Source organism: Idiomarina piscisalsi (assembly GCF_003987095.1).
Classification (GTDB): Bacteria; Pseudomonadota; Gammaproteobacteria; order Enterobacterales; family Alteromonadaceae; genus Idiomarina; species Idiomarina piscisalsi.
Window position 1 is genome coordinate 125,352 of sequence record NZ_PIQA01000001.1, and the last position, 12,199, is coordinate 137,550.

Consider the following 12,199-nt stretch of genomic DNA (forward strand, 5'->3'; position numbering starts at 1 on the left):
ATTATGGGATGGCATTCAAATCGCGAATTTTTCGTTTCTTGGGAAGAATTACATCGAGCAACACGTGAGTTGGCGCGTCGGCAATTACCAGCTGAACAGTATAAAGGCATTATCGCGGTAAGCCGTGGCGGTTTGGTTCCGGCCGCTATTGTGGCTCGTGAATTGAATATTCGTGTGGTTGACTGTGTCGCTGTTAGCTCGTACGACCATGACGAACAACGTGATGACTTGCAGCTGTTGAAAGACGTTACGGCAACTGGAGATGGTGAGGGTTTCTTAGTCGTCGATGATTTGGTTGATACGGGCAACACATTGAAGTTCCTGCGTGATCGATTGCCAAAAGCCAAGTTCGTTACCGTTTATGCAAAACCAGCAGGTATGGACTTAGTCGATGACTTCGTTGCGGACTTAGAGCAAGATACCTGGATTCACTTCCCGTGGGATATGCACCTGCACTATGTTGAGCCATTGGCAGGGCAAGAACCTTAATTAGCGTTTATAAATCGTTAAGAAACAAAAAGGCCTGATTGAATCAGGCCTTTTTGTTATCAGGGGCTTGTTGTCGAAATTAAGCGAATTGCTCAAGAACGAAATCAACGCACTGATCGAGATCGATTTTTTGCTTCTCGCCACCGGCTCGTGACTGGTATTCAACCTGGTTTTCATCAAGGTTACGCTCACCAACAACGACTTGATGGGGTACGCCAATAAGCTCCATGTCGGTAAACATGACCCCAGGGCGCTCTTTACGGTCATCAAATAATACATCAATGCCTTTAGACTTTAATTCTTCGTAAAGCTTTTCAGCGGCCGCCTGAACGCGTGCAGATTTGTGCATGTTCATTGGCACAATAGCAACCTGGAAAGGCGCTAATGCGTCTGGCCAGCGAATGCCTCGGTCATCGTTATGTTGCTCAATAGCCGCAGCAACAATTCGCGAAACACCAATACCGTAACAGCCCATGGTCAGAGTTTCGTGCTTGCCTGTTTCAGATAACACACCGACTTTCATTGCATCGCTGTATTTTTTGCCTAACTGGAAAATATGGCCAACCTCTATACCGCGCGCAATTTTTAACGTGCCTTTGCCACATGGGCTTGGGTCACCCTCAACAACATTGCGGATATCAACAACATCAAAATTATTGACGTCGCGTTCCCAGTTAACGCCGGTTAACCAGTGGCCATTTTCGTTGGCACCGCAGGCAAAGTCCGCAAGATGTGCCGCACTTCTGTCAACCAACAGCGGCAGCTTGCTGGCTACGACCCCAACATAAGCGGCATCAACACCCGTTGCTTTTTCTGTTTGAGTTAACACTTCAATGGGGGCTGCTACCTGAGGTAGTTTTTCAGCTTTTACACTGTTGAATTCATGGTCTGCGCGCAGCACTAATTGAACGTACTCGGCGTCAATTTCGTCAGACGCTTTAACAATAACTGATTTAACGGCTTGCTGGTTCTCAACTGACAAAGGTTGTAATACGGCTGCTAATTCATCACCATGCACTTCGTGTTTAGCCATGTCTTGAGTTGCCGCAGGGCGTTCGCCTGTTGGCGCCAGAGCTTCTGCCATTTCCACGTTTGCAGCGTAATCTGAACCATCAGAGAAGGCGATAGCGTCTTCGCCAGAGCTTGCTAGTACATGGAATTCATGAGAGCTATTACCACCAATAGAGCCTGTATCGGCAATAACTGGCCGGAAATCTAAACCTAAGCGCTCGAATATACGGCTATACGCTTGGTACATAGCATCATAAGTTGCCTGCAGCGATTCCTGACTTAAGTGGAACGAATAAGCATCTTTCATGATGAACTCACGCGCACGCATTACTCCAAAGCGAGGGCGAATTTCGTCACGGAACTTTGTCTGTATTTGGAATAGGGTCAACGGCAGTTGTTTGTAACTGCTGACTTCTTTACGCACTAGCTCACTGATAATTTCTTCATGAGTTGGGCCCAGTAAAAAGTCACGTTGGTTACGATCTTTAAGGCGCAGTAGCTCAGGGCCGTAGTCATCCCAACGACCAGACTCTTGCCAGAGATCAGCAGGCTGAACCATTGGCATTAGTATTTCTAACGCATTAATGGCTTCCATTTCTTCGCGAACAACCGCTTCAACTTTACGTAAAACGCGCAAGCCTGTTGGTGTCCAGTTATAAAGCCCGGCAGCGACTTTTCGTATCATACCGGCTCTAAGCATCAACTTGTGGCTCACAATTTCAGCGTCAGACGGAGTTTCTTTTAGCGTTGATAATAAATATTGGCTACTGCGCATAGTCTGGCAATTCTCTGCAAGTTGTAGTGGTCAAAAATTAGGGCGAAGTTTAGCAGTGTCTGTTGAAGGTCAAAAGTCTTTTACAGAGTATTTTGTGCAATTTCTTCCACAAAAACCGTATTTTCTTCAACGTACCAGCGAATATTATAGTCAAAAAGCGCAGTTCCGTAGATTCTCCTGGCAGCTTTCGCCTTATGGTAGGCAGGGCGGGGGTCTTGCTGCAGTACGTCAATAATGGCTTCGCGTAGTTCTTTATTCCGGCCGGACAGTTGCTCTAATTGCCGCGCAGCTTCTTGTGAAAACTCAACGCTAAGTTGCTCTGGCTGATTGTCGGCAAAACCTCCTTTAGCATCCTCTATGGCGTCGACATAAGGTATGTAAGGTTTAATGTCGACTATGGGTGTGCCGTCGACAATATCGGCACCACGCACTTTTAAGCACACGCAGGGCGTTGTTTCAACGCCAACAAGCTCGACGACAGACAGACCCAACTGGTTGGGGCGAAAAGGGGATCGTGATGCGAAAACACCGACAGATTCATTGCCTCCCAGTCTCGGTGGACGCACTTTTTCCTGCCAGTCTGAATGTTGGTGAAACTCAAAAACAAGCCACAGGTGTGAGAATTGCTCAATGCCTTTTATTGCCTGGGCATGATCATAATCGCCAGCTAACTCAACTGTCGCATAAACGTTAGGCGTAAGCCGGCTTTGTCTGGGCACGCTGAATTTCTCAGGGTAGGGCGTTTTGATATATGCGATAGGTGTCAGTTTTTGTTGGCTTTTCATGGTTCACACTTTTACCTGGCGATAATAGCCAATTTGACCACATTATTGCGATTTTGCCTAACCTGAGATTTGTTAGTTTTTTAACTATTTGAAATTTAAAGAGTAATTATTTTGGCACGCCGATTGCTGTCTAACCGTAACCATTTGAGGTTATTACTGACTAATCATGAACTGGTGCTATCAAAAAAGGAAAAGCAAAATGATGAAGCATAAAATTTGGCCTTTAACACTGGCCTTTATTGGTTTGGTGACCCTAAGTACAGCGGCTTTTGCAAAAGAAAAGGAATTAACCGAGAGTTATATTGTTGACTTAGAAACAGAGATTCATTTGGAAGCAACGGTTGGGACAGTTGAACTAATGCCGTCAGACAATGACGCAGTAGAAATAGAGTTGCGAGTTGAATCAGACGGAGACAGTTGGTTTACCAGTGGCGGCGATATTGATGCCGTTTTAATAAAAGGCGAAAGAAAAGGAAATAAACTCGTAGTATCGGCAACACCGGCGGACGATATGGTTCAGCATTGGGTCATTAGAGTTCCAAAGATTAACCATCTGGACTTAGAGTTAGGCGTTGGTGAAATCAGCGGAGTATTGCCTTTTATTAACAGCGATATTGAGCTGGGCGTTGGGGATATAGACTTAGACTTGAGGGCTGGAGACTACGAAGAGGTAACGGCGTCAGTTGGTGTCGGAGATACTCGTTTGGATAATTTTGATAACAGCAATAACGAGCGCATGATGGTGACTTCAGAGTCTACTTATGAAGGCACAGGGTCAGTTCGTGTTGATGTAGAAGTAGGCGTGGGTGACGTGCGCTTGAGTAAATTGAGTAACTAAGCGCTTAGTCGACCCACTGAATGGCTCGCCCGACGCAACTGACTTCGCTATAGCAAATGGAGTCTGCGTCGGGTTTTAAATTAAAGCATTGAGTTTCAATAACAGCATCGGCTTCAAAGCGAGCCGCATCTGCTCTTAAGGCCTTTAAAGCGTCTGATTCTGACGCAGGGGCCGCTTTATATTCTCGCTGGCAGCTTTCACCATTAACAACACTGATAACCTCATAGTTAGAGCTTGGTAAGTTGCCTTGACGGTAAATGTCAGCAGAGTGTGATGACCAATTCATAGGCGAACTTGAGCCGCCCGGAAGTATCGAGCAGCCCGTCAGTGTTAGTAATGGTAAAGCTATAAATAATGGAAAGCGCAATTTGAGTCCTTGCGTTTTTGTTTTTTTATAGCCTAATCAAGCTTTAGAGTTTGTTCAACAAAAAGCGCTACTTAATTAGGAAAGACTCTAACGGCTTACCGTTATCTAAAGCTGTTTTCATTGGCTTTGGCATTCTGCCTTGGCCAGTCCAGGTTTGACGATTGCCCTCGTCGTCGGTGTATTCATATTTAGGAGGTTTGGGCGCACGTTTCTTTGTGGTTTTGACGATAGGCTCGCCACCGAGTTCTTGTTCGAGAATATCCGATAGTTCAATGCCAGCATCGGCCATCGCTGCTTTGAACTCTTTTATTTTTTTTGCTTTCTCTTGTTGTTCACGAAGCTTTTCGGCTTCTTCTTCTCTGCGTTTTGCGACAACCGAATCGAACTTTTCTTTTATTGATTCTAACTCTTCAATTGAAAGAGACTTTAATGCCGACTTTAAACGTCTTTCGTGACGAATAATATTTAAAAACTCACTCATATTAATTTCCCTAATTCCTATATTTAATTGCTGGGAATAATAACGCTTGATTAAAATAACAGCAATAAAATACGGCTAAAAACAGAAAAAGAGCGATAGTCGCTCTTTTTCTCTATTTAATATCTGTATTGCTTAAGAGATATTATTGCCGTCGTTGTTGTCATCGTCATCAGAGTCATCGTCAGAGTCGTCTTTTTTATCTTTCAGAGACTGACGCTTCTCTTTCATTTCGGCTTTGCGCTTTTCTTTTTCAGCTTTCCACTTTTCTTTTCTGTCTTTTTTATCGTGCTTTCTTTTTTCCTTTTCTAATTTATGTTCTTCTTTCTCATATTTCCGTTCTTCCTTGCGTTCTTGCATTTCGGCTTTATGCTCTTCCTTACGCTGCATCATCTCAGCCTTGTGCTCTTCGCGCATAGCTTCCATCTCGGCTTTGCGCTCTTCCTTCATTGCTTCCATGTCAGCTTTCATCTCTTTCTTGTCCTGCTTCATTTCTTTTGCTTCTTCAGACTTTTGCTGAGCAAAAGCAGTTCCGTTGAAGATTAATAAAGCAGCCACCAGTGATGTTATTCCTAAATTGATGTGTTTCATAAAAGTCACCTCATTGCATTTCTTTGTATTAGGTTTAGTTCAGAAAATTTGTTTCTACAAGCCATAAAAAATAAAACACCCAGACATATAGCATGCCTGGGTGTTTCTATCTGGTGTCTTTACAAAACAATTACATATTAGGGTAAGTTGGGCCGCCGCCACCTTCTGGAACCACCCAGGTAATATTTTGACTGGGGTCTTTAATGTCACAGGTTTTACAATGTATGCAGTTTTGAGCATTTATTTGGAAAACTTGTTTTCCGTCTTCCTCAACAACTTCATAAACTCCGGCCGGGCAATAACGTTGCGCTGGCTCAGCGAACTCCGGTAAATTAACCTTAAGCGGAATATCGTCATCTTTGAGTTTTAGATGACATGGCTGATCTTCCGCATGATTCGTATTAGATAAAAATACTGAAGACAGACGATCAAAGGTGAGTTTATTGTCAGCTTTAGGATACTCAATAGGCTTAAAGTTATCGGCTTTACCTGTTGCTTTATAGTCTGGTGTCCACTCTTTAAATTTAAACGGTAGTTTTCCGCCAAACCAATTCTGGTCAACCATATTATAGGCGCCACCAAGCATTGTACCGAGCTTATGAACTGCACCACCGAAGTTGCGTGAACGATAAAGCTCGTCGTACACCCACGACGATTCAAAGTGTTCAGTGTATTGCTTCGCCTCAGTGTTTGCGTTACCGGCTTTTAGTTCGTCAAAAAGCGTTTCAGCGGCAATCATGCCAGACTTCATTGCCGTATGGTTGCCCTTAATTTTAGAGAAGTTCAATGTGCCCGCATTACAGCCAACGATTAATCCGCCAGGGAAGGTCATTTTCGGTAATGAGTAATAACCGCCTTTAGCAATAGCCCGAGCGCCATAAGAAACACGTTTGCCATTTTCAATAATTTGTTTAATGGCAGGGTGGGTTTTGAAACGCTGAAACTCCTGGAAAGGGTTCATGTATGGATTTTCATAGTTCAGGTCGACAATAAGCCCCAGGTACACCTGACCGTCTTCTGCGTGATAAAGGTAACCACCACCGTTGGCATTGCCTTCTAAAGGCCAGCCCGCGGTATGAACCACTTTACCCGGCTCATGTAACTCTTCGGGAATATCCCATATTTCTTTAAAGCCAAGGCCGTAGTGTTGTGGTGTGGCGTCTTTGTCCAGTTCGAATTGGCTAATCAGTTGCTTGCCCAAGTGTCCGCGGCAACCTTCAGCAAATACGGTATATTTTGCTCGCAGCTCCATGCCGGGCATATAACCGTCTTTTTCACTACCGTCTTTGGCAACACCCATATCACCGGTTTGTACGCCTGCTACTGAACCGTCTTCGTTGTATAGTAGCTCGGCCGCTGAGAAGCCCGGGAAAATTTCAATGCCTAGCTGTTCTGCTTGCTCAGCCATCCAGCGACACAGGTTGCCCATGCTGGCAATATAGTTACCTTTATTGTGAAAGGTTTTAGGAACCGAAAAGTTGGGTAAGCGACTGAAGTTTTCTTCGTCTTTTAGTAACAGAATATCGTCACCGGTAACCTCTGTGTTAAGTGGGGCTCCGCGATCTTTCCAGTCTGGGAATAATTCATTTAATGCACGAGGCTCAAATACTGCACCCGATAAGATATGGGCACCAATATCAGCACCTTTTTCAACGACACAAATCATCAGCTCTTGCTCGTTCTCTTGAGCCAGCTGACCGAGTCGACACGCAGTTGCTAAGCCCGCAGGACCTGCACCAACAATGACGACATCAAATTCCATGCTTTCGCGTTCCACGTGAACCTCCACTTTATTCAGGCTATTTGTATTGGTATTAGCCCGTTGTACTGCTGTAATAATTGAGTGACTTGTTGCGCTGGAACCGGCTTACTGAATAAGAAACCTTGCCCGGTTGCACACTCTCTATGCAGCAGAAATTCAACTTGCTCTTCTGTTTCAATACCTTCAGCAACCAACTGGATATTTAGGTTGCGCGCTAAACTTATAATTGTTTGAGTAATTGTCGCATCATCTTCATTATCTGGTAAGTCTTTCACGAATGAACGATCAATTTTCAGCGACGTTACCGGAAAATTCTTCAGATAAGAAAGTGACGAGTAACCTACACCAAAGTCATCAATGGCTAAAGACATACCGTACTCGCGCACGGAATGCATGAATCTTGTGTGCGATTGTATGTTGTCTATAAAGACTTGCTCGGTAAGCTCCAGTTCGACTTTACTCGGTGGTACTTTGGCTTCGTTAACTTTTTCAATGACATCGTCGGCAAAGTCCGGCAAATGCAATTGCTTACCCGAAATGTTGATAGCAATGCTTAACTCCGTAAAGCCTAGCTCATGCCATTGCTTTAACTGTAAAAAGGATTCGCGCATAACGTATTCCGAAATAGGAATAATTAAGCCGGTATCTTCAGCCAGTGGAATGAATTGGTCCGGCGGAATAATAGAACCATCTTCGTCGACCCAGCGAACCAAGGCTTCAAAGCCTGTGATACGGCGGCTACTTAACTCAACTTTCGGCTGATAGTAAACGGTGAGCTGCTGCTTATTAACGGCATGTCGCAGGCGTTTAACCAGTTCTAGTTTTTTGGTTAAGTCTTTGTGTATGGCTTTGTCGTATATTTTATAGGTGTTACGACCTTGCTCTTTTGCCTGATAAAGCGCGGTATCAGCGTTACGAATAAAGTATTCAGCGTTGAAATCGGCGTCTTCCGCAAAGGTGATGCCAATCGAAGCGCTTATGAAGAGCTCATAAACATCGACAAAGAAGTGCGCATCTAAAGCCTGCAATAATCGTTCTGCCAGAGTAACGACTTGTTGTCGACTTTCCGTGCACTCAATTGCGAGCAAGAATTCATCACCGCCAACACGAGCGAGCTGACTACTGTTAGGCGCCAGTTTATTAATACGGCGAGCAACACGCCGGAGCAATTCATCGCCTACGGTGTGCCCCAGAGCATCGTTCACTTCTTTAAAGCGGTCGAGGTCGATAAACAGCAGGGCAGAGTTGTTTTTAGCATCACCTTTCTCAAGCCATTCACCCAAAATACGTTTTAACGCATTGCGATTAATAAGGCCGGTGAGTGCATCGTGCTCAGCCAAATAAGCCATTTGTTTTTCAACGCGTTCGCGTTCGTCTATTTCGCTGTAAAGCTCGATGTTAGCGTCAGCGAGTTGCTGCGCTTTGAAGCGACTTTGGCCGAGAATATAAAGTACAAATGTAAGAGCCGCAGTAATGAATAGCCCGGCCAGTAAAACCGCAGTAGAAACTGAGCCTCTAAGATCACTCATGTGTTCAGCGGTTGGCCAAACAGCCAACTCCCAGCTATTCCCGACAAGCTGTAAGCGGCGGTTGTGCGTCCAGCCCGCTTTTAGAGATGGGTCTCCGGCAAATTCATAAAGTATGCCAGTGCCATTACTAATGCTAACCTGAAAACCTTCGCTGATATTGGTTCGAATGACATTGTTGAACATACTTTGAAGACTAATAACAAAGCCGATAAAGCCCGGAGTATCAGAACGCTGAACGCGAACAAAAATGGCAATGTCGCTACTGAGGCGACCAAGGTTTCCAGCGGGTCCCATCATCGCATGACGGTTGTTTTGAGACTGACTTAGTTGCGCGCGCAACGGACTGTCAGAAAACGGTGTTCCTATGAGTTCATTTTTCTGATTTTTAGGATACAAAAACTGTATTTTTTGGTCGGCATTCAGCCAAACCACGTTTTGCACGTTGGGGTAATAAAGCGTGACAATGTCGGCGTCTGAGTCGCGGCGAGAGTTTAAGCTTATTTCGCTGCGCTCCCACTCCCGCGCAAGTAACTCTGCAACGAATAGGTGTGACACAAGACTTTGGCGGATATCGCGCTGCAGGCTATAAGCCTCAGCTTCCAAAGCCTCATGTGCTTTTTCGTTTTCAGTGTATCGCAGATAGAAAAAGGCTGTGAGAGTGACTGCCACCCCCACAACTGCCGCGATAACGGCTTGCCGCGACCCCTGAATAAACATCATTGCTTAGAGTAACTCCTCTCTGTCCCTGAAATAGTCGAGTGCTTCAGGGTTCGCTAATGCGTCTGTATTTTTAACGGGCTCACCATGAACCACGTTACGCACAGCCAATTCGACAATTTTACCACTTATAGTACGGGGTATATCGTCAACCTGCAAAATAACGGCTGGCACATGCCGCGGCGTTGCATTTGCACGAATGGTTTTGGCAATAGTTTGCTTGAGCTCGTCGGTAAGCTCAATACCTTCGCGTAATTTAACAAAAAGAACGACGCGCTCGTCACCATCGTATTGTTGGCCAATAGCGATACTTTCAAGGACTTGGTCTACTTTTTCCACTTGGCGATAAATTTCAGCAGTGCCGATACGAACACCGCCAGGATTAAGCACAGCGTCAGAACGGCCGTGGATTATAACGCCATTGTGTTCGGTTAACTCAGCGAAGTCACCATGCGCCCATGTGTTGTCAAAACGAGCAAAGTAAGCGTTAAAGTAGCGTTCGCCATTGTCATCCCCCCAGAAGCCGACAGGCATGCAAGGGAATGATTTCTCGCAAACTAACTCGCCTTTTTCGCCGCGTATCGGCTTGCCATTGTCGTCATAGATATTGACCGCCAGACCGAGACCCCGGCACTGAAGCTCACCGCGATAAACCGGCAGAATAGGGCAACCTAACGCAAAACATGAAATGATGTCGGTACCACCTGAGATAGAAGACAAGCAAAGATCTTTTTTGATGTCCCGATAAACGTAGTCAAAGCTTTCCGGGGGCAAAACTGACCCTGTTGTCAGTATGCTTCTTAGTTTTTCCAGTTGGTGGCTTTCTCTGGGTTTCACACCGGCTTTTTCAAGTGCCGCAAGGTATTTAGCACTGGTTCCAAAAACAGTAATGTCTTCTTCGTCGGCTACATCCCATAGGAACTCCGGCTCTGGTGCGAACGGCGAACCGTCAAATAAGGTTAAGGTTGCACCAACGGCTAAACCACTGACCAACCAGTTCCACATCATCCAGCCGCAGGTGGTGAAATAGAAAAGGTTGTCTTCGGTATCGAGATCAGTGTGTAAACCGTGTTCTTTAAGGTGTTGTAGTAATGTTCCTCCCGTGCCGTGGACGATGCATTTGGGAACTCCGGTTGTGCCGGATGAGAACATAATATAAAGCGGGTCGTTAAAGTTGCGCTCAACAAACTCAACTTGAGTAGCGCTACTGTCGGAAAAATCATCCCATGAAACAACGTTATCGCCGGTGAACGTTTCTTGTTGGTCACTGAAGTTAACAATGACAGTTCTTTCAATACTAGGGATTTTTTCAACGATATCGGCGGTTTTGTCTTTAATATTGAGGTTTTTACCGTTGTAGAAATAGCCGTCGACGGTAATTAAGACTTTCGGCTCTATTTGACCAAAGCGATCCAGCACGCCTTGCACACCAAAGTCGGGAGAGCACGACGACCAAATAGCTCCTATGCTGGTGGTTGCCAACATGCCAATAATGGTTTCTATGCAGTTTGGCATCATAGCCGCAACGCGGTCGCCAGCTGTTACGCCTTGCTTACGAAGCCCCGCAGCAAGGCCTGCAACTCTTTTATACAGCTCGGCATACGTAAGTTGCTGTCGGGCACCGTTCTCACCGCGGAAAATTAACGCAATTTTATTATCTTTATGCCGCAGCAAGTTTTCTGCAAAATTAAGCTTTGCTTCGGGAAACCATTTGGCGCCAGGCATTTTTTCTTTATCGGCTACAACGGTAGAGCCTTTTTTGCCAATAACATCAAAATAGTCCCAAATCATTGACCAGAAGCTTTCATCATTATCAACAGACCACTGATAAAGGTCGTGATAATTCGCCAACGCTAAACCTTTTTCCGTGTTTACCTGTTGCAGGAAGTCGGTCATGCGGGCGTTGGCAATAGTGTCCGCTGACGGTTGCCACAATGCTTCTGAAGTCATTTTATTCCCCTCGTTTTGCTAATTCTGCAATGGCTACCTGTGAGCGAGGCCCGTGACTTAGGTGTTCACAAATACCTGCGCCCGCAGCGATTAGCTTATTCAAATCAATGCCTGTTTCTACACCCATACCGTTCAGCATGTAGACCACATCTTCGGTGGCAACATTTCCACTAGCGCCTTTAGCATAAGGGCAGCCACCAAGGCCGGCAACGGCAGAATCAATAGTCGCAACACCTAATGGCAAGCAGGCCATGATATTGGCTAATGCTTGTCCGTAAGTATTATGGAAATGCAGGGCAAGTTTTTCCATGGGTACTTGTTCAGCTACCGCTGCCAACATTTTCTGAGCTTTAAGCGGGGTGCCTACGCCTATGGTGTCACCCAGAGACACCTCGTAACATCCCATGTCATACAGAGCTTTTGCGACTTTAACCACATTATCGATTGGCACTTCACCTTGGTATGGGCAGCCCAGCACGCAAGAAACGTAACCACGAACAGGAATGCCTTTATCTTTTGCCGCTGCAATGACAGGCTTGAACCGCTCCAGCGACTCATCAATGCTGCAGTTAATATTCTTTTGTGTAAAGGCTTCAGAAGCCGCTCCGAATACCGCCACCTCATCCATATTAGCTGCCACTGCTGCCTCGAAGCCTTTTAGATTAGGTGTAAGGCCTGCGTAGGTAACTCCGGAGCGGCGGTTTACTTTTTCCATAACCGCTGTGCTGTCAGCCATTTGTGGCACCCATTTTGGACTGACGAAACTCGCACTCTCAATATACGATAGACCCGCATCCGCCAGAGCTTCGATAAGAGTGACTTTAGCGTCTACAGAAACAGCGGATTCATTCTGTAAGCCGTCTCGAGGACCCACCTCAACAATTTTAATCTGCTCTGCAATAGCCAT

At 45.6% G+C, this 12,199-nt stretch carries 11 protein-coding genes; 2 read left to right on the top strand and 9 right to left on the bottom strand.

Annotated elements, in window-relative coordinates; all coding sequences use genetic code 11:
* Nucleotides 1–3: 3 nt before the first annotated feature.
* Complete coding sequence (gpt, locus tag CWI73_RS00630; RefSeq protein WP_126751079.1) at nt 4–489, top strand: xanthine phosphoribosyltransferase; 486 nt, start codon at nt 4–6, stop codon at nt 487–489.
* A 79-nt stretch (nt 490–568) separates the two neighbouring features.
* On the opposite strand, the gene CWI73_RS00635 is transcribed toward gpt, so the two are convergent.
* Together CWI73_RS00635 and tsaA are read right to left on the bottom strand one after the other, a co-directional pair.
* On the bottom strand, nt 569–2,275 hold the full coding sequence (locus CWI73_RS00635; RefSeq protein WP_126751080.1) for a proline--tRNA ligase: 1,707 nt from the start codon (nt 2,273–2,275) through the stop codon (nt 569–571).
* Between the two features lie 80 nt (nt 2,276–2,355).
* Nucleotides 2,356–3,060: a tRNA (N6-threonylcarbamoyladenosine(37)-N6)-methyltransferase TrmO gene (tsaA, locus tag CWI73_RS00640; protein ID WP_126751081.1), complete on the bottom strand. Its 705-nt coding sequence runs from the start codon at nt 3,058–3,060 to the stop codon at nt 2,356–2,358.
* A 199-nt stretch (nt 3,061–3,259) separates the two neighbouring features.
* Between tsaA and CWI73_RS00645 the strand changes: the two genes are divergently transcribed.
* Nucleotides 3,260–3,898: a hypothetical protein gene (locus CWI73_RS00645; RefSeq protein ID WP_126751082.1), complete on the top strand. Its 639-nt coding sequence runs from the start codon at nt 3,260–3,262 to the stop codon at nt 3,896–3,898.
* A gap of 4 nt (nt 3,899–3,902) precedes the next feature.
* On the opposite strand, the gene rcsF is transcribed toward CWI73_RS00645, so the two are convergent.
* The 7 genes from rcsF to CWI73_RS00680 form a co-directional block, all read right to left on the bottom strand.
* Nucleotides 3,903–4,184: an Rcs stress response system protein RcsF gene (rcsF, locus tag CWI73_RS00650; protein ID WP_053952996.1), complete on the bottom strand. Its 282-nt coding sequence runs from the start codon at nt 4,182–4,184 to the stop codon at nt 3,903–3,905.
* Nucleotides 4,185–4,332: 148 nt separating this feature from the next.
* Nucleotides 4,333–4,746, bottom strand: coding sequence for an H-NS family histone-like protein (locus CWI73_RS00655; RefSeq protein WP_053952732.1), 414 nt, complete (start codon nt 4,744–4,746; stop codon nt 4,333–4,335).
* Nucleotides 4,747–4,878: 132 nt separating this feature from the next.
* Nucleotides 4,879–5,334, bottom strand: a complete 456-nt coding sequence (locus CWI73_RS00660; RefSeq protein ID WP_058579353.1) for a hypothetical protein — start codon at nt 5,332–5,334, stop codon at nt 4,879–4,881.
* 130 nt (nt 5,335–5,464) lie between these two features.
* A complete protein-coding gene (locus CWI73_RS00665) occupies nt 5,465–7,111 on the bottom strand; it encodes an electron transfer flavoprotein-ubiquinone oxidoreductase (RefSeq protein ID WP_126751083.1) in 1,647 nt (548 codons plus the stop codon).
* Between the two features lie 17 nt (nt 7,112–7,128).
* The gene (locus CWI73_RS00670; RefSeq protein WP_126751084.1) at nt 7,129–9,345 is read right to left on the bottom strand and encodes a putative bifunctional diguanylate cyclase/phosphodiesterase; all 2,217 of its coding nucleotides are present in this window, start codon (nt 9,343–9,345) and stop codon (nt 7,129–7,131) included.
* Between the two features lie 3 nt (nt 9,346–9,348).
* Nucleotides 9,349–11,292, bottom strand: a complete 1,944-nt coding sequence (locus CWI73_RS00675) for an acetoacetate--CoA ligase (protein WP_126751085.1) — start codon at nt 11,290–11,292, stop codon at nt 9,349–9,351.
* Between the two features lies 1 nt (nt 11,293).
* Nucleotides 11,294–12,199, bottom strand: a complete 906-nt coding sequence (locus tag CWI73_RS00680; RefSeq protein ID WP_126751086.1) for a hydroxymethylglutaryl-CoA lyase — start codon at nt 12,197–12,199, stop codon at nt 11,294–11,296.

Coding starts and splice junctions, on each gene's coding strand:
- gpt (WP_126751079.1), top strand. CDS start 4: ATGGGATGGCATTCAAATCGCGAATTTTTCGTTTCTTGGGAAGAATTA.
- CWI73_RS00635 (WP_126751080.1), bottom strand. CDS start 2,275: ATGCGCAGTAGCCAATATTTATTATCAACGCTAAAAGAAACTCCGTCT.
- tsaA (WP_126751081.1), bottom strand. CDS start 3,060: ATGAAAAGCCAACAAAAACTGACACCTATCGCATATATCAAAACGCCC.
- CWI73_RS00645 (WP_126751082.1), top strand. CDS start 3,260: ATGATGAAGCATAAAATTTGGCCTTTAACACTGGCCTTTATTGGTTTG.
- rcsF (WP_053952996.1), bottom strand. CDS start 4,184: ATGAATTGGTCATCACACTCTGCTGACATTTACCGTCAAGGCAACTTA.
- CWI73_RS00655 (WP_053952732.1), bottom strand. CDS start 4,746: ATGAGTGAGTTTTTAAATATTATTCGTCACGAAAGACGTTTAAAGTCG.
- CWI73_RS00660 (WP_058579353.1), bottom strand. CDS start 5,334: ATGAAACACATCAATTTAGGAATAACATCACTGGTGGCTGCTTTATTA.
- CWI73_RS00670 (WP_126751084.1), bottom strand. CDS start 9,345: ATGATGTTTATTCAGGGGTCGCGGCAAGCCGTTATCGCGGCAGTTGTG.
- CWI73_RS00675 (WP_126751085.1), bottom strand. CDS start 11,292: ATGACTTCAGAAGCATTGTGGCAACCGTCAGCGGACACTATTGCCAAC.
- CWI73_RS00680 (WP_126751086.1), bottom strand. CDS start 12,199: ATGGCTATTGCAGAGCAGATTAAAATTGTTGAGGTGGGTCCTCGAGAC.